Genomic DNA, 24,731 nt, shown 5'->3' on the forward strand with positions numbered 1-24,731 from the left:
TCAGCAAAAATTAGACGCGCAGAGGGATCAGGTTGCATTGTGCAGTATTCTTTCGGAGCGCTCAGGTGCGTGATGAATAAGCGGCGATTTGGTGGCGGGCTGATCAAGGCTTAAGAAAAGCAAGACCTGCGAGCAGGCCATGGCGGCCTGCTGCAGTGACATTCATGAGTAGCGAGAGCAATAGTTTTTTTGTTCCTTTAGGTTTTTAGGTTACTGCTCTCTAGTGTTGGCTTATTGTTTTTAAGACGCGCTTCGGCAGCTCTCGCAACGCCATCCCTTATAACTTTCGGATTTCTCAAGCGCTGTAAGCAAATCACGACCGACTATACTATTTTGGCAGTTGTTATGTTTTTCATTTGGTTCTTTCATTCCCACGCATTGTTTTTTCAGGAAGGGGCTTACCACCGCCTGCTGCTTTGACGAAAGCGCTCTAAACCCCTTGTCCACGGCTAGCTTGGCGTAGCTTTGTACGCTCGGCTTTTCACCTTGAAATGCGTTCTGCGCGATAAGGGCCGAGAAAATCTCTCGCTCGATAGTCATTCGTTAATCCTTTGTTCAATCAACAAGTTTGCTCATGTTTTTTCTTGTTCTGAGCAATGCGAAAGCATACGTTACCATTGGTTGTTTTTTTATTGAACTGGGTTTCCATCCAGCTATAAAAGGCAAGGCTTCTTATTTTTTTGGTCAGTAAATGTTGGTTTCTTGGTGTTTAGAATATTTCAATAGGTCTTTGTTGCAATTTGTTTCTTGTTAGATGAGGTGGAGAAGTTTCGCTTTGCACTCTAATGAGGTCGTGCAACGTGGGAAGCTCCTTTTGTTCGCGTTAATTTAAGGGTGATGAGACCGCTTGTGAGCTTCTACAAAGTTCCGCGATTACCTATTCCGGGCTGTGCAAGGCTGGTACTTTGTGCAAAGCGACCTTTACTGCCTTGGTTAACTAATAGAAGTGCGAAACTCTCTAATCTCCACAGAGCATGTGGTGCGTTTGTGGCTAGAGGCTGAGTTTCTGGTTGCGATGAAGCCAGCGCTTTTATTGATTTTGGCTGACACTACGCCATCGCGAGCAGGCGAGGGTTGGGTTCAGCACCTCATTTTAGTGCTGAGCCGCGTTTACATTCGAGGCTTTCACCTAAGCCACGGATCATCTCCATCAAAGCCTTCACCCGCAGCGGTAAATTTCCGGCCGGGTACACCGCGTGCATCTGTGGGCTCTCACCGCTGCTGGAGGTGAGTTTGTACTCAGGACAAACCCGGCACAGGCGCCCAGCTTGCACTTCGGGCTCCGCCATCCAATCCGCCAAGCGGGCGATCCCGACGCCCGCGAGGGCTGCCTGGAATACCGCCAGACCGGAGCTGAAACGAAATTTAGGATGAACCCGAAAGCTGATGGCCTGCTCCTCACTGCGAAAATTCCACTCCTTGAGAATCCGCGGCGCCGTATGCAGGATCAGCGAATGCGACTCCAGTGCCTCGATGGAGTCGGGCATGCCGTTGCGCTCCAGGTAGCCGGGGCTGGCATACAGATAACGTGAGTAACTCCAGAGCGCACAGCCGATCAAGTCGCTGGATTGTGGAAATGCGCCGCGAATCGAGAAATCCAGCTTGCTCTTGGCCGGATCGATGATCTCATCGGTGAAAATCACATCGATATTAACGTCCGGATAACGCTCGCAGTATTGCGCGATCAACCGGGGCAACACCCCGTGTCCGAGAAACTCTGGGGCGGAAAACCGGATCCAGCCGGAGGCCAGGCCGCTGAGGCCGGCCAGGTCTTCATCCACCTCACGTTGCAGTTCGAGCATTTTGTATGCGTGGGGCAATAAGCATTCACCCGCTTCGGTCAAGCTCACGGCATTGGAGGAGCGATTGAACAACTTGAGCCCCACACTTTCCTCCAGGGCTTGCACCGCACGGGTCAGTGCGCTGGGGGAGCGCCCCAGAGTCCGTGCCGCGGCGATGAAGCTGCGCTTGCGAGCCACGGTCGCGAAGGCTTCAAGTTCACCCAACATATTCAACGCCACTCTCCACCTCATTGCATTTTTCACAACGCGGCATTGCAACACAAAAAAGGCCCTTCCGTTAATCTTCCTGTTCAACCCACAAGGATGGGGTAAACAGGAGCGCAAGGACGTGTCGAAGTTAGATGAAGTAATCGGGAAGGCCGCAGCGTGTGTTGATGAAGTAATTCATGAGTTGCTGGAAAAAAAATCAGTGAGTTCGAACCGACGGGAGATACCGCAAATTCATATGTCGCTCGAAGAACAACGCGCACTTCAGGCCGGTCTGGCATCGCTGGAGGTGACCGATAGCGCCTCGGGTATCCGCCACATGCCGGACCTGGGGTTGTTGCTGGAAAGTGTCCTGAGCACCGAGAAAATCCAGCAGCTACGCAATTTTCCACAGGCCCGTGAAGTGGCGATGATCGTCAGGGGGCTGCCGCTGGACCCGCAGCTGCCCGCCACACCCTATGACCGGGAGCCGGGTATCGAGGACTTGTCGACACTGGCCGGGGCTATTTTGTCGGTGCTGCAAACTCTGCAAACCCGACCGCTGGCGTACGAGGGTGAAAGCAACGACACCGTGTTCCGCCACGTATCGCCCAAGCACAAGCGAGAGACCGAAAAGAGCTCCTATGGCTCGCGCGCGGATCTGGGCATGCATGTCGACAACCCCCACCTGCCTTTGACCTGCGAACCCGTCTCGCAACTGTCGGCCTGTCCGGAGTACCTGTCCCTGACCGGCCTGCGCTGCGAGCTCGACGTGCCGACGCGCATCGTCGCCATTGACGAGGTGCTGGCCCTTCTGCCGGCCTACGTCGAAGAAGAATTGTCACGCCCGAACTTCACCGTTCGCCGACCGGCTTCCTTCGGCAAGCAGGGGAATGTGCTGGAAAACGTCCCCTTGCTGTACAGAAGCGCAAGCGATGGCCTGTATTGCCGCTACAACAAAGCAAGTGTCGAGGCGACCTGCGCCAATGCGCAGTTTGCCCTCCAATTGTTCGCCGCCGTCGCCAATCATCCCGATGTCGTGCACCACATATTGCTGCAACCAGGGGACATGCTGATCTTCAAGAACCAGCAAACTCTGCATGCGCGGGATGGTTTTACACCCCGCTACGACGGCCGTGATCGCTGGATGTTGCGTGTCTTCGGGGTCAATGATCCGGCACGCGTGGTGCCGCTGGACCCTCATCAACCCTACATAGTCAGAGCCTGATTTCATGGTCGATATTGTCATCCTTTGCGTGTTCGCCTTCGCCGCCGGCCTGATCGATGCGGCGGTGGGCGGCGGCGGACTGATCCAGATTCCCGCACTATTCAACGTGCTGCCCACCGCTCAACCGGCGGCGCTGCTGGGTACCAACAAGGTCGCGGCCGCCTGCGGCACCGCATTCGCGGCCCGGTCCTTCGTGCGCAAGGTGGTGATCGACTGGGGGCTTGTGATCCCGGCCGCCTGCGCGGCCTTTGTCATGGCCTTCTTCGGAGCCGCCACGGTGTCGTTCGTACCCCAGTCGATGATCCGGCCGGCGGTGCTGGTGTTGATTGTACTGATGGCGATCTACACCTTCTGGAAAAAGGATTTCGGCGCCCTGCACAAACCCATGCGCATCGGTACCAAGGAAAAACTGCTGGCGATCGTCATTGGCGGTGCCATCGGTTTCTACGATGGTCTGTTCGGTCCCGGCACTGGCAGCTTCCTGATCTTCCTGTTTATCCGCTTCTTCGCCTTCGACTTTCTTCATGCCTCGGCATCGGCCAAGCTCGTGAACATCGCGACCAACGTAGCGGCACTGATGTTCTTCATTCCGACGGGTAACGTGCTCTACCTGATCGCAATCCCCATGGCGGCATTCAACATCCTGGGCGCGCTCACTGGCACCTGGTTGGCGGTTCATAAAGGGGTGCCCTTTGTCCGGGCTCTATTCCTGGTGTTACTGGTGATTCTGATCAGCAAACTGTCCTACGACCTGCTCCTGTAAACCAGAGGAAAACTACATGCATCCCATGTTCGATCGCCTTGTGGCACTACTCGATGCCCGCTCAGCCTCCTACCGGGTGTTGATGCATGATGCCGAGGGGCAGTCGGCGCGCGTCGCCGAAATCCGTGGCACCGAGCCGGGCCAAGGCGCGAAGGCCATGCTTTGCTCCCTCAAGGGCCAGGCCGGCCCCTATGCACTGGTGATACTGCCGGGCGATCAGAAGCTGGACATGAAGAAAGTCGGAGCGGCCCTGGGCGGGAAAAAAGCCGAGCTGGTAAAGGCCGAAACCGCCATGGAACTGACCGGGTGCCGGATCGGCGCCATCCCTCCTTTTGCTTTCGATGAGCGGATTCAATTGATCGTCGATCCGGCCTTGACCACAGGCTACGCTGAAATAGCCTTCAACGCGGGGCGGCTGGATGCGTCGATGGTGCTCGATACGCAGGATTACCTGGCGATTGCCATGCCCCGATTGCTGGATATCAGCCAGGCCTGAGCAGACGTTTTCGCATAGGTTTCAAGAATAAATCAGTCGCCTTTTTTCTCCGTCTCTACCGGGCTGACCGGTTACTACGGGTAGAAAGCGATAGACCTCAAGAGTCCGCTTTTGGCCGACAGACGTCTATCATGACAGGCAGAAACCGCTAGTTAGGAGCCATTTGGTGTGGCGTGTAAGAATTTACCGCCTTTAGCTTCAACTGCCGAGCGAACTGCCGCGGCATCTGATGTCGAGCCGATAAATGCAAGTTGCAACTTAGGAAGCATGCTTGATGTGTTACTTAAAGCTGCAATAGCTGAGTTGGCTGCAAAAGAACTATCGGTTCCTGAGATGGCGACACGCACATCAGCTGTGCTTGCAGGGGCAATTATTTGGTGGATACCTGAAACAATTGGAGATTCTAAACCTGCACTCCCGATAAACGCGGATGCCATAGCTCCGGAAATGCCGTTATTCGCTGCGGGAACCCAAACTAGATTGAATTTTTGTTGCTCAAATAAAATTGCCGCAGATTGTGCGGCTTGCTGTGGCGATTGGCTCCCTGTTGTAGCGCATCCGACTAATGCAAATAACAAAATTGTGAATGCCGCGAAAAGTTTCATAACTGCTCCTGACTATTTATTAGGCGACGGTTCTGTCGCCCAATTGCTGAGTGTATGTTGTATGACTTTCCATCGCTAGTTCCACTCAAGTACTTCGTTCTGCACAGGACCTGATGTGGCCGCAAACACTGGAGGAGCATGTCGAGCTATTTGTTGAGCATTACCCGTACATGAGAACGCAGATCTCTTTTTTCTTGTCCCAAGCAAGGAATCCATACGCCAAACCAGAAGAGTTTACGACTCAGGTCCATGATTTTTTGACCTGGATGGCTTCAGAAACCGCCTAGGTCTGCGGTGGGTCGACGCCAGCCCTTCGCGAGGGCTAGCAGTCGGGCGACAATGCTCACCCCTTGGTCAGATCAACCAGCGGCGTCTGCCGCACCTCAGTCTCCCGCCCATCCTGAATCTCGCTCACCTGCTTCAAGGCCTTATCCACCGCCGCCTTATCCGTCAACAAGCTGTAGCTGATGCGGAACTGCTTGTGTTCCTTGGGCCCAATTGTCGGCACCAGGTTCAGTGGCCGCTGATAACGGCGGTTGTAGGAAAAACTGGTCCCCGGCTCCAGCCCCGTAACATAACCCTGGCCTTGGGTATCGGTGTTTTTCCACAGGGAAAACACGGGCAGTGTCTGGGTATTGAAACCGACCGAAACGCCCAGGCTGCCGGCCTTGTTATGCAACACGGTCAACGTATCGCCCTTGGCATCGGCATACGGCACCACGTTGTAAACCGTTTCGTCGTAGTCCTTGGTCGGCGCGCGGTAAGTTTGCCAGTCGGGCAGGTCGCCCTTGGCTTTGTCGTTGAACGGCGACACCTGTTTCACCGGAGCGGCGAAACGAGCGCCTTGCTCCAGGAACGGGGTACTGAAGTTGCTGTGATACAGCGCCTGGTACTCCTTCGGATAGTCGCCATTGTTGGTCAGGGTGTCGTTGAGGGCGAACACGACGCTGCCGGGTTCGGTGACCAGTTCGGTCGCGACCGAGAAGTCGACCTTCTTGAATGCCTGCTCTTTAAGTTCGCCGCGCAGGGTGATGGCGTACGGTGGTTTTTCATCGATATGCAGGGTGACTTTGTTCGCAGGAGTGTTGGCGGCCCGACCGTGCAGGGTCAGCAGTTCGCCGTTGTCGACGCCGGGGTGGCCGACCCATTCGTAGCCGCAGCGGGTGACCAGTTCATTGAAACCTTCCAGCCAGCCCAGGCCACCGCGGCCATTGAGTTCGATGAAGGACGGGTTGACCACTTCCTTGACCGGAGAATCCCAGCCCATGCGCACATTGCCGACCGAGGCCTGCAAGACGTTCATTCCGCGAGTCGGCACTACCGAGAGTTTCATCGTGCCGTTATCGATGTCGACGATGCTGACACCTTCCTGCCGCCCGCCGTGCAAGGTGCGTAGGGTAACGCTGAAGGGTTTGTCGGTTTTTATTCCGAGTTGCTGGCTGGTGATCTGCCAGTTCTGGGCGGCTTTGTCGGTGTCGAGCAGAACGTAATCCCAGGCCATGGCGTGGGAGGCAGCGGACAGTGCGCTGAGGGCAACAAAGAGTTTGAGCGGGGTCATGGCGGCAGCCTTTCTTGGAGTTGTGCCATTTTTATAAACGTGATGAAACGTTTCAGCAAGCTAAAAAATCGACCCATCGCCGACGAGGTTGGCAGTGGGCGCGGGGCAAACACGGTTGTGTCGTTGATAGCCCAAAGCAGACCTTCGTAAACGTCCGCATTCGGTCGAATGCTTCACAAAAGCGATGCGAGGTTTAATACGAAGGGGAAGCGATAGAACATTTTTGGGGTGAAATTTTCAGATGGTTGAATACGCATATACTGGGCATGATGCGGGTAGTGGCTATTTGATGTTGTCTTGTGAGGTCTATTGAGCGTCGATGAATAAAACTGATCTGCTTGAGTATCTGATAGAGACCAGTTCCGCGATGACCCGATGCGACATGGATGACGCGATCCTTCTACATTTCGATTTGGTGATGGAGAACTATCGACAAAAACCGCTGTTTTACAAAAATCTGCTCAAATATGACAGGTTTATGGTGGCGCTTTCTTTGTTGAGCTTTAATTACAAAGATCATTTGGTGCCCCTGGCCAAGGTTAAAGCGTTCTGCCAAGAGCGTGGTTATTTATCGCGCAATAGCTTGGACTCTTACTTTTCGTTTTTCTTTATTACCGGTTATATGCAAGTCCGGATGCATGACGAAGACAGTAGGCAGCGTGTTTTCAAACCCACGGGCGCGGCGCTGTGTGAAACCACCAGGATGATTAAGTCTTATCTGCTGCCGTCGCAGTTGATAGTTCCATACGATGCTTGCCTGAAAGATGTATGGGAGTCGGAAGACATGCTGCGTGTGTTTTTTCATGGCTTCGCAAAGTTGTTGGAAGCTGATGTGATGCTTGACAAGTTATTGCCTGAAGCAAAATGGATTATGAACAGAGATGGTGGGCATCTGCCGATGCTTGCGTTGTATGTAGACAGCTTGCGTAAGGATTCAATTCAGGCCGGTTATAAGGTGTCGACGTATATTGAGCTTTCTTCGCGCTTGGGCGTGTCGAAGACTCATATCATACGCATGGTTCGAGAAGGTGAGCTACACGGATATTTCAAATGCCACAAGAATACGGTGGAACTACTTCCGGCTTTTCTGGATTTGGTGAGGCGCACCATGGCCATAAATTTTTCAGTGGCGCGAATTAGCTTGAAATTAGGAATGGGGGATAGCGAGTTTAATGATAAGTATCCCCGGGCCAAGTCGTTGCTTGGTTTGTAGCGTGAACGCTTTTGAAAGGTCGTGTTGTTGGGCGGCATAATATACAGACATTGTCCTTTATTGTAGTACTCGTTAGCATCGGAGGTCAGTGTGTTTAACCGTCGCATAAAAAATGCTCTGCTCGACTGCAAGGGCGAGCTCGGTACATTACTTGGCGTATTCGCCAACCTTGAATCGGTTTTTATTTCACTGCGTGTTGATCGGGCGGGCCGAATCATCTCGGCCAACCAGCGATTCGCCGATGTGCTTGGCTATTCGTTAGATGAGCTATCCGGCTCGGAGATTAGCAACATACTGGCTGAGCCGCGCAGCGCGTTTGCGCCGAATCTGCGGGCCAGTGAGTTGCAGCGCTACACCGCTTCAAATGGCCAAATTGTCACGCTTGGCATGTGTTGGCTCTCTTTGTCTGAACGCACATTTCAAGGCTACGGCTGTATCGCTCCGCCATTGGCGCGGGACGAGCAGGAAAGCGTGGAAATGTTCAGCGCCTTGAACCGGTCAACCGCAATTGTGCAGTTCAGCCTCGCTGGTGAAGTCCTACATGCCAATAAGCCATTTATCGACGCAATGGGCTACAGCCTTGCAGAGATAGAAGGCAGGCATCATCGCCTATTCTGCCTGGACGAGGATGTTGCTTCTGCGGCTTACGCTGATTTCTGGAAGTCGTTGAATAAAGGTGCGTTCATTGCGGGGCGCTTTCGCCGCCTGGATAAACACGGCCGGGTCGTGTGGCTAGAAGCAACCTATAACCCGATCAAGGATGCTTGCGGGCAAGTGTACAAGGTCGCCAAGTTCGCCAGTGTGGTGACAAAGCAGGTTGAGAGAGCCGATAGAGTCAAACAGGCAGCACACATGGCTTACGAGGTTTCGCTCGATACCGATGTCAAGGCGGACCGGGGCATGGGTCTGGTAGGCGACTCGGTAATATCCATGCAAACCATCGCGCAACAAATGGCTTCAGTGACCGCAAGCATGAGTGCCCTTGAGTCACAGTCGCTGTTGATCGGATCTATTGTTGACACTATCGGCGCCATTGCCACGCAAACAAATCTCTTGGCGCTTAACGCAGCCATCGAAGCTGCGCGCGCGGGAATGCACGGCCGCGGCTTCGCGGTAGTTGCGGATGAGGTGCGTAAACTCGCTGGGCGCACCAGCACGGCGACACAGGAGATTGCCAGCGTAGTGCGCCAGAACGGTGAGTTGGCCCGTCAAGCCACTGTTCAGGTGCAGTGCAGCCGAGACCAGGCCGATAGGTTGCTGGAGCTGGCTGAGCAGGCAGGTCGGGCTATGGCAGATATTCAGTTGGGTGCCAAGCAAGTCGTGGAAGCAATTGGGCGGGTCACCAGCGACCTCGATTGATGAGCATCGTTAGCATGTCATTACAAGGCAGTGGAAGTAATCCTTGGACCTTTTTTGTGCACGTTGCTCGCGCGTAGAAAAACTACCTATTCTGAAATTGCAGCTTGAATAAACTATCTTTCCAAAAATGCTAATAACGTGCGGTGGTCGACCTTTTGTGTATGTCGAAAAGAATGTGTGAGCCGCGTGGGACGAGTCTATGAAAAGTTCAGCTATGCAAGATTGGGAAGCCCTGATTGTTCGATATGAGCCAGAAATGGATTTGGAAACTTACTATTTCGGTCTGTTGGACGCGGCAGACGAATTGTTGCGCAGCGGCCTTGTTAGCGACACGGAGTGGCGGCAGATGGCACGGCTGTCGGCAAATTTTTTTATCGAAATGATTGAAAGGGGGCAGGGCGAAGACGTCGAATAATCTGAGTCGTTATGGAAAGGGAATTAGAGATGCCAGCGACTTTCAAGATTAGGCCGCGAATGCGGACATTGTTATCACCCGCGGTAACAAAAGTTGAGTTGGTTGGGGTGGTGGCGTGGCTGGGTGTTTTGTTGGTGGATCCAGTGCCGAGTATCAATTGGCTGAATTTTTCAATTACCGTGTGCCTGCTCTTAGTTTGTCACTTTCATCGTGCGACCGGTAACTTCCTGGTATGGCGGTTTTTGGGTGGCGTATACATCGTTGTATTGGCATTTGGTTTTTCTTGTGTGATTGATTCCGGTGCAGAGCTGCGTGTATTCGCCCTGCCTCTGGCCGTTATAATTGTGGTGAGTAGCGCCATTTTATTTATCACGGTTCAGGACTATCTGCTCTCCAGTGCGCTGGTGTGGATTTTGATGTGGTCAAACCTTGACGTGGGCATGTATAGGGGGTTGGAAGTATATCTGGTGCTGTTTTGCGTATCGTCCATGTCAATTGGCTTTACCCTGAGCTTTACATATTTGAAAAATATGCGCTCAGTGTTATTGATCGAGAGTGAGTTCAGAACCCTGGCGGAGACCGATTTTCTTACCTCTATACTCAACCGGCGAGCATTTATGGAGAGTTTCCAGCAAGTGATGGCAGGTGGGGGCGATGGCTATTTTATAATGTTGGATATCGACAGTTTTAAAATTAAAAATGATCAGTATGGTCACGATGTGGGCGACAAGATTTTATGCGCAATGGCCGCGTGCTTGCAGTCCACGCCTGGCAGTCACACTGTTGGAAGGATTGGTGGGGAGGAGTTCGGGGTTTTACTGTTGGGTGACGATGATTCGGTCGCCAATGAATACGCGTTGCGGCTTTTGGAGGCGATCCGGCACAGCGTCTCGCCACCCCATCACTACACCTGCAGTGCCGGTATCGCGCGATTCTCGGCGACGTCCGACATGTCTGCAGTACTTAAGTCTGCCGACTGTAATATGTATGAGGCCAAGCGCAACGGTAAGGATCGTGTTTTTAGGGATGGCAAGCAGCTCATGCCGCCAACTCATGGTACGCCACGGTGAATAACTGATTGGGTAGGGCTGAATTGCCCCCAGCTTTACAATCGCGGCAAGAAGCGCAGGGAGCGCGTGCCTGCCGGGATCCGAGTTCATGGCACCGTGGCTGACGCTCGTGTATTCAGGAGGCAGATGAATCTGCATCGCGAAGCATTGCTACCAGTTCAGACGCCAGGGCGGCCGCTTCTTGGCGATAGTCTTTGTTCCAGCAGCATGACCAGTCATCAGGCCTGCCCTGATCTTCCCATTGCGCCAACGCAAGCCCGTTGATTATCTCCAGTTCGAACCAGAAGCGTTGCCAAGCGACGGGGTCCTGGACCAAAGCAGTGTCCTGCCACAGGAATTCTGTTTGCTCGACAAAGGCCGACCATGCGAATAGATCCTCTGAGGCTCGTTCGGCGAGCGCTGGCCAGTACTTTCTGACACCCAATGAACGACTCCTTGTAGTTGTGTTGGCAGCCATGAGTTTGTCCCCGTGGCCCGCTTTATAAAACATCTATGCCAGGATAGAGATCCGCCGGTGGATGATAATCGGGATCCTCGAAGCGGCTATTGTTGTAATGGGTTTTGGCCGTCGGCCCTTCGCCTTTGTACGACACCTGCGAGTTTGGTGTGAGATGCCACCCATCTCCGTTTTTGTCGCGCTCGATCAGAGACGGATGCAGCGTGCAGGTGCCTGCTGAACCTGATGTCAGCCTGAACTGGTAAAAGCGCCCAGCTTGGGGCGTGAACTTCGTCGTGACAGAACAGGATTGCGTGCGTCCCCCTTCCCAGAACATACCCACGTGCGTTTCGATGCCTGGTCGGATCCGCGTTTCGTAATAGTCCGACGTGAGGTTTTGCCCTGCTTTCGGCATACCCTCATCTTGCGTATGGATGAACGGAAGCGGCCCACTGCGAATGACGCCGCCCGAGCGTATGCCGTTTTCGTATTGGTACAGATCGGCATGCTGAGTGAAGTTGACGATGCGGATCCAGGCGGGGTTCGGCTCGTTTTCAGGTGCCGTGAAGTAATCGGTGTGTGGCAAATACTGGCAGCCTGCGAACAACGGCAGAGCCAGCAGGCAGAGTGCAGTGCGTATCGACATGGGGCCTGTCCTGTTGCGGAGTCAGGGTAGAGACCACAAAAAAAGAGGAGCATTGCGTAACAGCTGAAAAATCTCGATGGGGTTATTAGCGTCCCTGAACCGCCAGTCTTCTGTGGAACGCCAGCGCTACGCGCCGGTCATCAATCACATGGGCGTGGCAATGAGTAAGATTGCGGTCCCGTGTGTGGCTATGGCGGCGTTTACCCCGTGCCGCAATCGTCCTAGCATCTCGCCCACGTCCGTCCTTGGACATGAGAGTCCAGCCGCGTCTTAGAAGCTGTAGCGGGCCGTCAGTTTGAAATTGCGTGGGTCGCCGTAGACGTCGTACGGTTCATAGCCCCCGTTGGCGATGCTGACGTAATAAGTACGGTCGAACAGGTTGTTTACGTTGAACTGCAAATCCAGTTGCTCGCTGGCCTTGTAGCCTGCCACCAGGCCGGCCACGGTGTACGAGCCCTGTCGATTTTGCCATGCACTGCTACCGCTGCCTCCCGCGGTGCGGATCTGGCTCTGCTGGTAAACATCACCGCCAATGCGCCAGCGTTGCAGGTCGCCGGGTAGGCTGTAGATCGTGGAGAGCTTGAATAGCTGACGCGGCAGTCGGCGGTTGAAGTCCTGGCCTTCCAGGGTTGCATTGGCGTCGTTGACGTATTTCGTCTGGGTGTAGGTGTACCCAGCGGCCAGTTGCCAGTTTTCGGTCAGGGCGCCTTGGATTTCCAGGTCAACACCTCGGCTGCGCACCAGGCCGGAAGCCTCGTGGCACGAACTGTTGGCGGCTGGACCGCAGCCTTTGACGTCAGGCAATTCCTGGGCGCGATTCTTCTGATCAATCTGGAAAACAGCGAGGCTGGCGTTCAGTGCGCCATCGAAGTATTCGCCCTTGATACCCACTTCGTAGTTCTCGCCCAAGATAGGCTCGATCACTTGCCCACCGAGGCCTTTTTCGGTCTGCGGCTTGAAGATATCGGTGTAGCTGACGTAGACCGAGTGATTGGCGTCCAGGTCATAGACCAGGCCGGCATAGCGGGTCAAATTGCGCGTGACCTTGTAGCTGCTTGCGGGGGTGGCCCTGCTTTCGAATTCGTACCAGTCCAGACGACCGCCGAGAATCAGCGACAGAGGCTCGGTCAAGCGCAGGCGGGTGCTGGCATAGAGACTGTCCTGAGTCGTCGTCTCGAGGCGGCCGTCGGGGCCTTTGACGATATTGGGCTTGGTATGGCCACGTGGGTCCCACGCGAACAGATCGACGTTGCTGTCGATGAACCTTTCCCAAATATTACCGGTACGATAATCCAGCTGGCGCTTGCTGAGGCCCATGCTGAACTCATGTTCTTGACCCAGCAACTGGAAGGGGCCGCTGAGGGCCAGGTCATAACCTCTTTCCTTCTGCTCCATGGCTTGCGTCCATAGATAGTGGCGGTTGTATCCCCAAATGGAAGAGGCCAGTACGTCATTGTCGGTCGTCGACTGCATGGCTGCCATGCGCAGCTTCCAGTCGTTGGCGAAACCGTGCTCCAGGGTCGCGAAATAACCGGTGGTGCGGTTGTTCATGTATTCATAGTCGTGTCCTAGGAACGTGTCCCGGGGTAGTCCTAGATGACCACCGCCACGGGCCATGGGCAACCCGCCCCAGACGTAGTTGGTGTAGTCCTTCTGCCGATAGGCGCCCAGCGTCAAAGTGGTGGTATCAGTCAGGTCGGCGTCTACCACGCCGTAGTACAGGTCCGCGTCACTTTCCACCGACTCGCGGAAGCTTTTCGAGTCTTGCCGCGAGAGCACGGTACGGGCGCGCAAAGTGCCGCTTTCATTGAGTGGGCCGCCAATGTCCAGGGTGCTGCTGTAATCGTCCCAACTGCCAGCGCTGCCGGTGAGCACCGCCTGGAACTTATGTGTCGGGCGTTTACGCACCAGGTTGATAGCGGCCGCAGGGCTGCCGGCGCCTTGGGCCAGGCCGGTGGCGCCGCGAACGATTTCCACCCGGTCATACATGGCCAGGTTGGCTTCGCTGCTGGGCAGGTAGGTGAGGAAGCTGGTGGGAAAACCGTCGTACATGACGGTGTCGACGTCAAACCCGCGCGCGCTGAAGGTGGGGCGCGCCACGCCGCCGGAGTTATTCAGGAAAATGCCCGGCGCGCTTTGGGCCACATCACTGATGGTGGTCATGGCCTTGTCGTCCATGCGTTTGCGCGTGACCACGCTGACCGACTGTGGCGTTTCACGCAAGGTCAAGGGCAGCTTGGTGGCGGTCTGCATGGCGCCGGTGGTATAGGAACCGGTGTTCTCGGTCGTTTCGCCCATCTCCTGGCCGACGATTGCCGTTTCCCCCAATTGCAGGGTGCTGCTCGATTCGGGAGCCTTCTCCAGCATCACGCTGTTTGCGCCGGTCGCGCGCCAGGTCAAGCCGCTGCCTTTCAATACTTCAGCCAGTGCCGCCTCTGGCTCTTTGGGGCCGACCACCCCAAGGCTGTTCTTGCCGGCTACCAACGTGCCATCCACTATCACCTGTAAACCGCTTTGGGCAGCCAAGCGGTTCAGCGCGCTCGCCAAGGGTTGCGGTGCGATATTGAATGAGTGGGGATCAGCAAACGCCAGGCCGGATATCAGTACGCACAACAGTGTAAGCGGGGCTGCGGACAAAGATTTTATTGGCAAACCTTCAGGTAACGGATGCTGCATCAGTGCTCTCCCTAATACGAAACATTATCATTCTAGGGAGGGAAGACGGGTGACACGCCAACACCCGTAAAAATAGTCAAGTCTTGGAGGAGATCACCAGCAGATAGTCGGTGTAGCGCTCGATCTTGAGGGGAAAGACTTTCTCCAGCGTCGCCAGGCCGTCGTCCAGGTCGTCGAGTTGAAAGGTGCCGCTGACTTTGAGTGCGCCCAGGCTCGTGTCCCGTATCAGGATGATCCCCGGACGATAGCGTTCGACCTGCTCAAGCACCTGCGCAAGCGGCGTCATTTCGAAGACCAGGCGACCCTGCTCCCACGCCAGTATCGTGTCGACGACCACACTCTGCTTGGCGCCCAGGCCATCGGCACGCCCACCCACGGTTTCGCCAGCGCTGAGCGTCACCTTGTCAGGCGCATTGGTGACAGCCACACGCCCGCGGCGCACCGTGACATCCACGTGCTCTCCATCACGGCGCACTGCGTAGATCGTGCCCAGGGCCGTAGCGCTCAGGGCCCCTGCCTGCACACTGAAGGGCCGTTGTGGGTCCGGCTTTACATCGAACACGGCCTCGCCCTTGCGCAGGGTAATGCGGCGCCCATCGTCAGTGAAATTCACATCAACGGCGCTGTTGGTATTCAAGGTGATGTGAGAACCATCAGCAAGCGTGACCTGGCGACGCTCAGCGGTGCCGGTGTAATAGTCTGCGTCCAACGCCATGTATTGCGCCCATGCCACGCCGAGCCCGAGTACCAACGATGCTGCGATACCCATTGCCCACACGCGTCGCGACGACGGCCGTGCTGCGGCACGAGGCTCGGCCAGATGTGCGCTTAAACTCCACAGCCGACGCGCCTCGACAAACGCCTGCTGATGCTCCGGTGCCTGTTCGCACCATGCCCGCGCCGCGGCCACAGCAGAGGGCTGCACCGAGCCCGAGGTAAGGCGAATCACCCACGCGTGGGCAGTGCGCTGGACTTCGCTAATGGATTGGGGGGTGTCGGATTGATCATGCATACCGGCTATCGTTGCAGGCATTGGCTGAGAAAGTCGAGAGTAATAGCTAATTGTTTTTCCACCGTACTTACAGATACCTGCAGTTGAGAGGCTACTTCCTTATGGGGAAGGTTGCGCAGCCGGCACAGGGTAAATATCTCCTGGCACTGGATAGGTAAGCGGTGCAAAGCGGCGGCCATTGCGGCGAGTTCCTGTTGCGCTACCACGACATCGAACAGAGCCGGGCTTTCGCCCGTTACCTCGTAAAGGTAGGCGGTGCCTTCGTCGAGGCGCTCCCGTGTTTGCCTGCTGCGTGCATGATCAATCGCCAAGTTACGGGCAATTTTAAAGATAAAGCCGCGTAGGTTGAGCACCGGTTTACGGGGTGGCTGACGGAGCAGGCGCAGGTAGGTTTCCTGAGTCAGATCGGCAGCAGTCTCAGGATTGCGCAACTGACGATGAAGAAACGAACGCAACTCGGTGGCATGGGCCCGAAACGCCACCTCAAGCTCTTCGGTGGTCATGCTCGACATTGGCAGAGATCACGCAGAGGAAAGCCCCGTACTTTAATGATAGCGCTTCGCATTAACAATCTTTTCTTGGGCTGCCAGCTTGATCGGCCTATGACTGGAAATGGCAGCGACTGGCAGAGTGCGGCCAGGGGATGAGTCTGCTGGCCCTTGGGTTGTTGGGCAGTTTGTGTTCGGCCGGCAGGGCGCATGGATCTGGGGCATGTTTGCCGCAGGTTTTTTGCGGGTTACTTGCGTAACTCACGTCTGATGCATCTGATAAACCACCGCGCTCCAGTAGCGGTTTCCATTTCGCATCTGGCGAGTCCAGCCGCTAGCCTCGAGCTGCTTACCAATCATTCGATTCATGAAGCCATGACCGAGCAACAACACCGGCCCGGTGCTGGAAAGGTCTTGCAACTGTTGGGCGGCCTTGCTGGCCCGTACCCTGGCCTGACGGGCGGATTCGACCGCTCCTGAGAAACCGCACAACCATGAGATACGAAGGATAAATGCCCAGGTAAAAGGAGAGAGCCGCGCCAGCCTCCAGCGACCATGGGGCAGTTGTGCTTCACAGAACACAGCGTCTACCACACTAGGCTGAAGGCACAGCGCCCGTACGGATGTCAGCGCTCGTGGGGCACTGCTCGATACGATCACCTGAGCGCTCGCCGCCAGTTGCACGCTGGCCTCTGGTGGGGGCTGATTGATGATTTCGGATAAGTTGTAATGCTCGATCCAGTGTTGCATGTCGACTAAAGAAACCTTGCCGCTCATGGTCAGGTTCGGCTGTCCATGGCGCATCAGGATGATCTCCCTGTTCACTGTGTTTACGTCCTTGTCTTGCTGGTGGGGGCGGGTGAAGGATGAGTGCTTACGGGCAGTTAAAGCCAGGTGGCTACTGGGTAGGCAGAACATTGAGTCGGGAGGGTACCACCTGGGCAATAGGCGCGCGGCATCCCGAAAAAATAATCAGGGTTTTTATAAAAGGCAATGAGCCACTAGCCCATCTGTGCTAGTTCACTCGCGAACGGATCAATGCTAACTTTTGGGCTTTATTTTTGTGGTGAAAGAGGGTTCTTTTTAGTGCCTTCTCTAAAAGTTTATTGGTCCGGCAATTAATTAAATCCCCGTTCCCCAGCGAAGCCGAAGTTAGGGTTGCGCTCAACCCTATTGCAACTAAGGAGAGTGCTCATGAATTACCGATGCCTGCTGCCCATGCTCTTGCTGGCTGGTTGTGTTTCGCAACCCAATCATCAGGGTGTCAATTGGGGAGATGGTGCTTGCCCCAAACCCGCGCCAGAAAGCATTTCGGCCACTAATCATCTGGTGATAGAAGACGGTAAGACACTGAAATGCCAAATCCGCCCTTATGTCTGGAACATGGCTTGCCAAGGGATCGTCGACGCAGGCACTGAAGGCGTTATTTGCCAGGACAATGGGGGGAACCAGATGATTTTCTTGTTCGATGACAAAGGCGTGTTGACTACGCATCGCAGCGTGAAGGCGGGCTAGTGCGGACCACATGACAAAGATCAAGGTGGCAGCCGAGCATGAATGACGGGTGCGGCGAGTAGCGTTGTGGCAATTTGGATTGCAATGGGTTATTAAAACCGCCAACTATTCGCCGGGAAGCTATCAATGCGTTATTTACTGGGATGTACGGTTTTGCTGGGGTGCGCCACTGCTTTCGCTGATGACGCGCAACTCAAACAGTGGGAAAAGATGGATCGTTGCTCGACTGCTGCGTTTATCGCGGTATCTATCCTTGAAGAAAGCGAAGACACCTACAAACAGGCAATCGCTCTACAAGGGGCGCTTAATGGGCTCAAGAACAATACAAAGCTGGAAGAGACAAACCCGACTGAGAATGAAATGACGGGCGCCTACAACATGGCGCTAAGGATCTCCCACACGATGCCACGCCCCTTCGGCACCCGGGGTCATGATTGGCTAGTCGCCCAGGCTGCCACCGCCTGCACCTTATGGGTGCCTGAAGTCAAACCGCAGTAAGGGCTGGCGCTGGTGGCTGGGCTTACATGCCCAGGGTCGGAATGGTTACCTGGCCACATTCTATGAGTTGGCCAGCGGTCACTTGAAGCACATCATTGGGTTTTGCGGCGTATCCGGCAAGAAAGCCGATGGCCAGCAACGCGATACAGAGCAGGGATCTTCTTAAAATCATCGGGAATTCGCTGAGTCATGGGTATGAAAACATGCAGCACTGATTCCAGATTGTGAAAAAGGTTCCTGCCGGGCAGGTAGCGCGCCCGCTGATCTGAACGCGGTAAGGCGCTACCTACGAAAGCAGCACCACACGGGCGCTCTCGAATAGCACGGGCCGTACAAGAATCTTGTAGCTGTCAGCATCGAACGACTGCGGTGGCAGGGCCGGCGCCAATCGGGCTTCGGCCTGCGAGGCATAAGTCCCGATGTACCGCCAGTTGTCCACGACGTGGTATTGCTCCATCTGGCCATGGCATTCGTGCAGCGCAATGGCGGCGGGGTACGGCCAGCGATGGACGGCCCAGTGCGCCAACGCCTGCAGCAAACGCTCGGTGTGGGCCGCATGGGTTTCATCGCCCCGGCACGCCCCGGCGCATTTACGGATCTGTGCGCGGAAACAACCTTTTGCGCTGGGTGGTTCTATACCCATCAAGCTATGGCAAAGGCGGTGCTCGTCGGCGAGCAGCATCAACGCTTCGATTGCCATGCGTCGGCTGCGAAACAGCCCGTACAACTGCGGGCCCTCGGCCAGCGCGGTGGTGTCGATGATCTCGAGTTTGCCGTTGTGCATGCGCAGCGAGCACAGGCGCCGCTGCCGGCGCAGGCGTTTGTTCTTCAAGGGCTGCATCTCTTTGATCAGGCGCGACTCCAGCAACAGTGCACCGATTTCCCCTGCGGTCTGCTGGTACTCGATCCGCTGTGCCTGACGCAACATGCGCGCCTCTTCCGGGTTGCGCAGGTGCGCCAGCAGGCGGCTGCGAAGATCGACACTTTTACCGATGTACAACGGCAGCGAATCGTCTTGTGCGTAGAAAAAATACACGCCGGGCGCACGCGGCGCCGCCTCTGCCTGGGCGCGAAGGTGGGCAGGGTATTCGAAGGATGGGGCGGGAGGAGTCGGGCGTAGAGGCATGCCGAATATAGTGCGGCATGAACCGCAGAAATGGGGTGCCGCCGGTCGGGCGCCGGCGAACCTGCACTCACTTTGCGTTGGGCAGGTTACTGATCCAACGCTTGCCGCCGGGATGACGAATTACGATTCCATTGATCTGCCACGTCGCCCCTGGTCAAGGGCTCGCCACTCTTGATCCACGCCATGAACGCCCGATCGAACTTGAACGACTCCCCGCACTCGCCGATCAGGAAGCGGCGGACCTTCTGCGTGTTCCTGTAGTGTGGGTCCAGTGGGGTGTCGCGAGTGATGGGGCCTGAGTGCCAGTCGAAGATCATTGCTGCTCCTTGGGTGATGCAGGTTTCTGACTCAACAATTGAAGACCGGAGCATAGCGTTCTTCACGCTTTTTGAAATGAATCGGCGCCATCGGCACTTTTTCGCCGTTCACGAATATGGCCGGAAAGGTGAGGGTGAAGTCATCCATATCGCCCTCGCCCAGGGCCGTACCCTTACGGCTACTGTTCGATTGCTCCTTGGGATCAAAGCCGGTTTTCAACTGCTCGATACTGACTTGATAGGTTTCACCTGTCGCCAGCGTTACGGTGACCAGGGGTGAGGCGGCGCTGACCCACAATGGCGGATCGGTCTGTTGATAGGCCGCCCGGCGTTCATCCGGGGTGTTCAGGTTGCGCAGGCGCGGGGGGGTGTAAAGCCGACCGAACAGACGTAGTTCGGTGTCGGTTGAGCGCAGCTTGTCTGGCCAGCTGTATGTTCCGGGCGGTGCTGCATAGACCAACACGTGAACCCAATCGAGCTCTGCCGAGCGTGGGGCAAAGCTAATCGCGGCTTTCGGGCCGGGGCAGGTGCGTTCGAGCAGAGCATTTGTACCCACTGTCGATTGCGGGTGCAGATACGGCCCGGTGCTGCATCCGGCAAGCAGCGCGAGGAGGATATAGAGAACGTAGTGCTTCATTGGGGCCAACTCCATTGGTCGTCAGCGCGACTATGTCATCTCTGCGGTGAATTCTCATCAGCTCTGTGCGGCATTCTCTGGCGAGAAACGTTCTTGTTTGCCCAGGGCTGAGATAAACTCCGCGGATTCTTGAAAGGGAGCCTTGCGGCAATGGAACTGAAATCGTCGAGCAGAAGTATTCGGGTGCTGGGTTGTGCCGGGATAGTGGCCGGTGCGGATGGGTAAATTCATGCAGCACCTGCGAACCTTGAATCTCGCCACGGAACGCTTTCTGAGTCGGTTTACCCGCACGCAGTTCCTGTGCGCTGCCATTGCCATCACCGCGCTCAACTTCGTCTTGGACTACACCTTTGCTGCGTATACCTCGCTCTATCTCTCAATGCTCAGCGGTTGGCTGTTTGCCATGGGTTTTGTGAGGTTCCGGTCTGAACCGTGATGCGTATGTTTGATCACTACCTCAAGCGATGGGACCTGGTCGTCGACGGCGATGCATTCGTCTCGCGCAACGGTAATCTACTGCCCGTTCGCCAGCGTGGCATGCCTGCCATGCTCAAAATCTCCCAAGTGGCCGAGGAGCAGGCTGGCAGTTTGCTGATGGCCTGGTGGGACGGCGAAGGTGCAGCCCCCGTGCTGGCCCATGACGGCGAGGCCTTGCTCATGGCGCGTGCTTTGGGCTCGGCCTCGCTGATACAGATGGTCAATGACGGCCGGGATGAGGAGGCCACTCGCATCCTGTGTGGCGTAGCTGCGCGCCTGCATGCACCACGGGCCAAGCCGACTCCCGCATTGGTTGCGCTGGAGCAGTGGTTCGAAGCGCTATGGCAAGGGGCGGCCATGCACGGCGGCATTCTTGAGCATTGTGCAAGCACTGCACGTGAACTCCTGGCAGCACCTCGGGATGTCACGGTGCTGCATGGCGATATTCACCATGGCAACGTGCTGGATTTTGCCGCGTCCGGCTGGCTGGCCATTGATCCCAAGGGCCTCTACGGCGAACGGGGCTTTGATTATGCGAACCTGTTCTGCAACCCCGATGAACGCGCCCTGGCCCCGGAGTGCTTTGCGCGGCGGATCGAAGTGGTCGCCAGTGTTTCGGGTATCGAGCGGCGCAGGCTCCTGCAATGGGTGCTTGCGTGGGCAGGGTTGTCATCAACCTGGATGCTTGAAGAGGGGGATGAACCGGGAATCACCCTCGGCGTGGCGCAACTGGCGGCGGCGGCACTGCGGTGATCAGTAAGCTGTCGCCATCACCCCCTCCTGTAGGAGCTGGCTTGAAGCGATCGCGCAGGACCGGTCGCCGACAAAGTGACTGACCCACCGCCATCGCCGCATAGGTATCTACACAACTTTGCTGCATCGCATAAACCCAGGCAGATAGGTCTGTTGTGGCAAGCCCGCTCGCCACAGGGAAGATCGTCAGTTTCTGAAAGTTGTGTAGATGCCTATGGCCATCGCCGGCAAGCCAGCCCCTAGATTTTTTTGCCGCCCAGCCAAGCGCGCTGCCTGATCGAGCTCCCTAGTAGGAGCGGATCAGTCGATCCGCGGATGCTGTTGCGCCAGGTTCTCGCGCTTGGCTTCCAGCTCGGCGATCTGCTCGTCCAGGTCTTCGATCTTCTGCTCGATATTGTCGTGATGCTCCTGCAGCAGTTCCCGTGCCTCTTCGATATCCGACGCCGCCGGGGCCGCGCCGCGCAGGGGTTTGTTGGCGGTTTCCTTCATGGTCAGCCCGGTGACCAGGCCCACCACGGCAATGACCATCAGGTAGTAGGCAGGCATGTACAAATCGTTGGTGCTCTCCACCAACCAGGCCACAGCGGTTGGGGTCAGGCCGGCGATCAGCACCGAGATGTTGAACGCGCTGGCCAAGGCGCTGTAGCGGATATGGGTGGGGAACATTGCCGGCAGGGTGGACGCCATCACGCCGATAAAGAAGTTCAGCACCACCGCCAGCATCAGCAACCCGGCGAAAATCAGCCCGAGCTTGCCGCTGTTGATCAGCATAAACGCCGGAATCGCCAGAGCCAGCAGCCCGATGCTGCCGGCGATGATAAAAGGCCGGCGCCCGACTTTGTCGCTGATAAAGCCGATCAAGGGTTGCACGAACAGCATGCCGACCATGATCGCGATGATGATCAGCACGCCATGGTTTTCGCTGTAGTGCAGGTTGTGCGTCAGGTAGCTGGGCATGTAGGTGAGCAGCATGTAGTAGGTGACGTTGGTCACGGCCACCACGCCGACGCAGGTCAGCAGGCTGCGCCAATGCTTGGTGGCGACTTCCTTGAACGACACACGCGGGCCGCGGGCCAGGCCTTCGCGGTCGCCTTGCTCGAGTTTTTCAACATGCTGTTGGAAGGCCGGGGTTTCTTCCAGGGCGTGGCGCAGGTACAGGCCGATCATGCCCAGGGGCAGGGCGAGGAAGAACGGCAGGCGCCAGCCCCACTCCTGGAATTGCTCTTCGCCCAGCACGCTGGAGATCACCACCACCACGCCCGCACCGAGCACGAAGCCGGCGATGGAGCCGAAGTCCAGCCAACTGCCGAGGAAGCCGCGCTTGCGGTCGGGGGCATATTCGGCGACGAAGATCGAAGCCCCGGTGTATTCACCACCCACCGAAAACCCCTGGGCCATCTTGGCCAACAGCAACAGGATCGGGGCCCAGATGCCAATCGAGGCATAGGATGGAATCAGGCCGATGGCAAAGGTGCTGATGGACATGATCACGATGGTGGCCGCGAGGACTTTCTGCCGCCCGTACTTATCCCCCAGCGCACCGAAGAACAGGCCACCCAGGGGGCGGATCAGGAAGGGCACGGAAAAGGTCGCCAGCGCCGCGATCATCTGCACGCCAGGGTCGGCGCCGGGGAAGAACACCTTGCCCAGCACATAGGCCACGAAGCCATACACCCCGAAGTCAAACCACTCCATGGCATTGCCCAGTGCGGCGGCGGTAATCGCCTTGCGCATCTTGGCGTCGTCAACGATGGTGATGTCGTTCAACCCGATTGGGCTGACGCTTTTCTTGCGTGATTTCATACAGGTCACTCTGTCACTGAACGGTGTCGATGCCATTGTTTTAATGGCATGGTCTATTCGGTCAGATACATGAGGACACGAAATAATTCACCGCTTTATGTTTTTTTTCCTGTAAGCGCCGGCTTGCTGGCGATGCTCCTCGACGATAACGCGAGACAACTGACCTGATCTCAGGCAATCCACGCGCCATTGTGGCTCGCACACCCCGCAGGCAAGGGCGCTTTTAGTCCCAATCCTATTTGCTTCTTTTTTGGCACTGATAAGCTTTTTTCCTGGAAAAGTATCGGGAAATTCTTGTCATGATCGTAAATGCCGCCGTACCCAACGAGTTCAACGCCCTGCGCGTTATCACGTTGGCAACCGACGCCACCTGTGCCAATCGGCTAGCCGGCGCGTTGAGCAGTATGGGCGTGACCGCGCTGACCAATGCTCAATCGTTGAGCGACGTGCAGACCTGGCTGGTTGAGCAGCCGGTGGACGTTATCGTCTGCGAAATTCGTCCGGGGTGTGATGATGGGCTGATGCTGCCAAGCCTGCTCAAGGGCCTGCACGAAGCCGGCACCGTGGCGCAGTTGCCGAGCATCTTCTGGACCGGTGAAACCACGTTGAATGCCCAGGTGCGCGCTGCAGAGGAGGACGGCGTGGTGTCCCCGCATGCCGACACCCAGCAGCGCTGGATCAAGCACATGGGCGGGGTCGCCATCAGTGCGCTGGAGTCTCATGCACGATTGGCCCGGGCCGCAGGGGTTCTGGTGGAGATCCTGCGTGAAGGCGCAACCCTGGAACTGGGCGATGCCCTGCGAGCCGTGGTGCTGACCCGCGCGAAACCGGACCCGCAGTTGCACATGACCACATTCGACGCCTTGGCCGAGGATGAAGTGATCAATGCGCTGACCACGGGGGAGGGGTTGCGCTTTGTGTTCCAGCCACAATTCGAACTGTTGAGCCGGCGTGTAGTGGGGGCCGAGGCCCTGGTGCGCTGGAAGCACCCGCGCTTTGGAGAAATCCCGCCGTCGGTGTTGATGCCGTTGGTCAACCGTCTGGGCCTGGACCTGCTGCTGTTCAGCTTGGTGGAGATGTGGAGCATCAGGGCGATGCTCGCGCTCAAGCGTGAAAACATCCTGATCCCCATCGCCGTGAACGCCTCGGCCAAAACCCTTTGCACCCCGCACTTTGCCGACCGTCTCGCCACGCGGATGCAGCAGGCCGAGTTGCCGAACCGCTTGCTGAAAATCGAGCTTACCGAGGACGTACCCGAGCCGGATGAACTGCATCTTTCAGCCTCGCTGACGGCGATCCGCGCCAAGGGTTTCCAGGTGTCCCTGGATGATTTCGGTACGGGCGCGGCCACCCTGAATCTGTTGGCGAACCTGTCGTTCGATGAGATGAAAATCGACGGCTCGTTCGTGCGTGCGGTAGAGCAGCACTCCTCATCACGCAAGGTGATTGCAGGCATCGTCAGTTGGGCCGGGCTGCTGAATCTGAATCTAGTGGCCGAGGGCATCGAGGATGAGTCCACAATCCCTTTGTTGCACCGCTTAGGCTGCCGCGTCGGGCAGGGTTATGCGCTGGCGCGACCGATGGAAGTCGAGGCTTTTTTGAGCTTCCTGATTCAGCGCAATAAACATCAATAAATAGACTTGTGTTTGCCT

At 56.4% G+C, this 24,731-nt stretch carries 26 protein-coding genes and 3 pseudogenes; 13 read left to right on the forward strand and 16 right to left on the reverse strand.

Annotated elements, in window-relative coordinates; genetic code table 11:
* Positions 1-240 precede the first annotated feature (240 nt).
* Positions 241-540 carry a hypothetical protein gene (locus tag HKK57_RS21015; protein WP_133714819.1) on the reverse strand — a complete coding sequence of 100 codons (300 nt, stop codon included), beginning with the start codon at positions 538-540 and terminating at the stop codon, positions 241-243.
* A gap of 548 nt (positions 541-1,088) precedes the next feature.
* Positions 1,089-2,021: a LysR family transcriptional regulator gene (locus HKK57_RS21020; protein WP_070996070.1), complete on the reverse strand. Its 933-nt coding sequence runs from the start codon at positions 2,019-2,021 to the stop codon at positions 1,089-1,091.
* A gap of 109 nt (positions 2,022-2,130) precedes the next feature.
* Between HKK57_RS21020 and HKK57_RS21025 the strand changes: the two genes are divergently transcribed.
* Genes HKK57_RS21025 through HKK57_RS21035 form a run of 3 tightly spaced genes read left to right on the forward strand, consistent with a single transcriptional unit; the run spans position 2,131 to position 4,475 of the window.
* Positions 2,131-3,216: a TauD/TfdA family dioxygenase gene (locus HKK57_RS21025; RefSeq protein ID WP_237150441.1), complete on the forward strand. Its 1,086-nt coding sequence runs from the start codon at positions 2,131-2,133 to the stop codon at positions 3,214-3,216.
* A 4-nt stretch (positions 3,217-3,220) separates the two neighbouring features.
* Positions 3,221-3,979 carry a sulfite exporter TauE/SafE family protein gene (locus tag HKK57_RS21030; RefSeq protein WP_029293609.1) on the forward strand — a complete coding sequence of 253 codons (759 nt, stop codon included), beginning with the start codon at positions 3,221-3,223 and terminating at the stop codon, positions 3,977-3,979.
* A 16-nt stretch (positions 3,980-3,995) separates the two neighbouring features.
* Positions 3,996-4,475 (forward strand): YbaK/prolyl-tRNA synthetase associated domain-containing protein, encoded by a 480-nt coding sequence (locus HKK57_RS21035; protein WP_169390684.1) that lies wholly within the window; start codon positions 3,996-3,998, stop codon positions 4,473-4,475.
* 152 nt (positions 4,476-4,627) lie between these two features.
* On the opposite strand, the gene HKK57_RS21040 is transcribed toward HKK57_RS21035, so the two are convergent.
* Both HKK57_RS21040 and HKK57_RS21045 read right to left on the reverse strand, forming a co-directional pair.
* Positions 4,628-5,080 (reverse strand): hypothetical protein, encoded by a 453-nt coding sequence (locus HKK57_RS21040; RefSeq protein WP_169390685.1) that lies wholly within the window; start codon positions 5,078-5,080, stop codon positions 4,628-4,630.
* 343 nt (positions 5,081-5,423) lie between these two features.
* Positions 5,424-6,638 (reverse strand): aldose 1-epimerase family protein, encoded by a 1,215-nt coding sequence (locus HKK57_RS21045; protein ID WP_029293613.1) that lies wholly within the window; start codon positions 6,636-6,638, stop codon positions 5,424-5,426.
* Positions 6,639-6,957: 319 nt separating this feature from the next.
* On the opposite strand from HKK57_RS21045, the gene HKK57_RS21050 reads away from it, so the two are divergent.
* The 5 genes and pseudogenes from HKK57_RS21050 to HKK57_RS21065 all read left to right on the forward strand — a co-directional run bounded on the left by HKK57_RS21050 (position 6,958) and on the right by HKK57_RS21065 (position 10,695).
* Positions 6,958-7,851: a hypothetical protein gene (locus tag HKK57_RS21050; RefSeq protein WP_169390686.1), complete on the forward strand. Its 894-nt coding sequence runs from the start codon at positions 6,958-6,960 to the stop codon at positions 7,849-7,851.
* Between the two features lie 90 nt (positions 7,852-7,941).
* Positions 7,942-8,658 (forward strand): annotated as a pseudogene (locus HKK57_RS27415) (PAS domain-containing protein); the annotation flags it as partial.
* A gap of 186 nt (positions 8,659-8,844) precedes the next feature.
* Positions 8,845-9,210 (forward strand): annotated as a pseudogene (locus tag HKK57_RS27420) (methyl-accepting chemotaxis protein); the annotation flags it as partial.
* Positions 9,211-9,409: 199 nt separating this feature from the next.
* Positions 9,410-9,625, forward strand: coding sequence for a hypothetical protein (locus tag HKK57_RS21060; RefSeq protein ID WP_133714811.1), 216 nt, complete (start codon positions 9,410-9,412; stop codon positions 9,623-9,625).
* A 29-nt stretch (positions 9,626-9,654) separates the two neighbouring features.
* On the forward strand, positions 9,655-10,695 hold the full coding sequence (locus tag HKK57_RS21065) for a GGDEF domain-containing protein (protein ID WP_169390687.1): 1,041 nt from the start codon (positions 9,655-9,657) through the stop codon (positions 10,693-10,695).
* 115 nt (positions 10,696-10,810) lie between these two features.
* On the opposite strand, the gene HKK57_RS21070 is transcribed toward HKK57_RS21065, so the two are convergent.
* From HKK57_RS21070 to HKK57_RS21095, 7 genes and pseudogenes are all read right to left on the reverse strand, one after another.
* Entirely contained in the window at positions 10,811-11,119 is a 309-nt protein-coding gene (locus HKK57_RS21070) for a hypothetical protein (protein WP_178121974.1), read from the reverse strand.
* Between the two features lie 55 nt (positions 11,120-11,174).
* Positions 11,175-11,777 carry a hypothetical protein gene (locus HKK57_RS21075; RefSeq protein ID WP_169390689.1) on the reverse strand — a complete coding sequence of 201 codons (603 nt, stop codon included), beginning with the start codon at positions 11,775-11,777 and terminating at the stop codon, positions 11,175-11,177.
* 144 nt (positions 11,778-11,921) lie between these two features.
* Positions 11,922-12,002: pseudogene (locus tag HKK57_RS27425) on the reverse strand (CPBP family intramembrane glutamate endopeptidase); the annotation flags it as partial.
* Positions 12,003-12,047: 45 nt separating this feature from the next.
* Positions 12,048-14,273: a TonB-dependent siderophore receptor gene (locus tag HKK57_RS21080; RefSeq protein WP_237150440.1), complete on the reverse strand. Its 2,226-nt coding sequence runs from the start codon at positions 14,271-14,273 to the stop codon at positions 12,048-12,050.
* Positions 14,274-14,529: 256 nt separating this feature from the next.
* Positions 14,530-15,465, reverse strand: a complete 936-nt coding sequence (locus HKK57_RS21085) for a FecR family protein (protein ID WP_169390691.1) — start codon at positions 15,463-15,465, stop codon at positions 14,530-14,532.
* A 5-nt stretch (positions 15,466-15,470) separates the two neighbouring features.
* Positions 15,471-15,968 carry an RNA polymerase sigma factor gene (locus HKK57_RS21090; RefSeq protein ID WP_224791095.1) on the reverse strand — a complete coding sequence of 166 codons (498 nt, stop codon included), beginning with the start codon at positions 15,966-15,968 and terminating at the stop codon, positions 15,471-15,473.
* 246 nt (positions 15,969-16,214) lie between these two features.
* Complete coding sequence (locus HKK57_RS21095) at positions 16,215-16,778, reverse strand: phosphoglycerate mutase family protein (RefSeq protein ID WP_032866689.1); 564 nt, start codon at positions 16,776-16,778, stop codon at positions 16,215-16,217.
* Between the two features lie 369 nt (positions 16,779-17,147).
* On the opposite strand from HKK57_RS21095, the gene HKK57_RS21100 reads away from it, so the two are divergent.
* Both HKK57_RS21100 and HKK57_RS21105 read left to right on the forward strand, forming a co-directional pair.
* Entirely contained in the window at positions 17,148-17,468 is a 321-nt protein-coding gene (locus HKK57_RS21100) for a hypothetical protein (protein WP_029293635.1), read from the forward strand.
* Between the two features lie 126 nt (positions 17,469-17,594).
* Positions 17,595-17,966: a hypothetical protein gene (locus HKK57_RS21105; RefSeq protein ID WP_029293636.1), complete on the forward strand. Its 372-nt coding sequence runs from the start codon at positions 17,595-17,597 to the stop codon at positions 17,964-17,966.
* A gap of 286 nt (positions 17,967-18,252) precedes the next feature.
* Here the strand turns inward: HKK57_RS21105 and HKK57_RS21110 are convergent, their stop codons facing one another.
* The 4 genes from HKK57_RS21110 to HKK57_RS21125 form a co-directional block, all read right to left on the reverse strand.
* A complete protein-coding gene (locus HKK57_RS21110; RefSeq protein ID WP_029293638.1) occupies positions 18,253-19,002 on the reverse strand; it encodes a nucleotide excision repair endonuclease in 750 nt (249 codons plus the stop codon).
* A gap of 176 nt (positions 19,003-19,178) precedes the next feature.
* On the reverse strand, positions 19,179-19,409 hold the full coding sequence (locus tag HKK57_RS21115) for a DUF6434 domain-containing protein (RefSeq protein WP_169390692.1): 231 nt from the start codon (positions 19,407-19,409) through the stop codon (positions 19,179-19,181).
* Positions 19,410-19,440: 31 nt separating this feature from the next.
* Positions 19,441-20,046, reverse strand: coding sequence for a hypothetical protein (locus HKK57_RS21120; RefSeq protein ID WP_169390693.1), 606 nt, complete (start codon positions 20,044-20,046; stop codon positions 19,441-19,443).
* Positions 20,047-20,103: 57 nt separating this feature from the next.
* Positions 20,104-20,277 carry a hypothetical protein gene (locus tag HKK57_RS21125; RefSeq protein WP_169390694.1) on the reverse strand — a complete coding sequence of 58 codons (174 nt, stop codon included), beginning with the start codon at positions 20,275-20,277 and terminating at the stop codon, positions 20,104-20,106.
* On the opposite strand from HKK57_RS21125, the gene HKK57_RS21130 reads away from it, so the two are divergent.
* On the forward strand, positions 20,276-20,482 hold the full coding sequence (locus HKK57_RS21130) for a hypothetical protein (protein WP_169390695.1): 207 nt from the start codon (positions 20,276-20,278) through the stop codon (positions 20,480-20,482). The two genes, HKK57_RS21125 and HKK57_RS21130, sit on opposite strands and share 2 nt — an antisense overlap.
* Positions 20,483-20,487: 5 nt before the next feature.
* Positions 20,488-21,276 carry an aminoglycoside phosphotransferase family protein gene (locus HKK57_RS21135; protein WP_169391227.1) on the forward strand — a complete coding sequence of 263 codons (789 nt, stop codon included), beginning with the start codon at positions 20,488-20,490 and terminating at the stop codon, positions 21,274-21,276.
* A gap of 300 nt (positions 21,277-21,576) precedes the next feature.
* Here the strand turns inward: HKK57_RS21135 and proP are convergent, their stop codons facing one another.
* Positions 21,577-23,079, reverse strand: a complete 1,503-nt coding sequence (gene proP, locus HKK57_RS21140) for a glycine betaine/L-proline transporter ProP (RefSeq protein ID WP_029293649.1) — start codon at positions 23,077-23,079, stop codon at positions 21,577-21,579.
* A 299-nt stretch (positions 23,080-23,378) separates the two neighbouring features.
* On the opposite strand from proP, the gene HKK57_RS21145 reads away from it, so the two are divergent.
* Complete coding sequence (locus HKK57_RS21145) at positions 23,379-24,713, forward strand: EAL domain-containing protein (protein WP_169390696.1); 1,335 nt, start codon at positions 23,379-23,381, stop codon at positions 24,711-24,713.
* Positions 24,714-24,731 lie beyond the last annotated feature (18 nt).

Origin of the sequence: Pseudomonas sp. ADAK21 (assembly GCF_012935735.1) — a bacterium.
Lineage (GTDB): Bacteria > Pseudomonadota > Gammaproteobacteria > Pseudomonadales > Pseudomonadaceae > Aquipseudomonas > Aquipseudomonas proteolytica.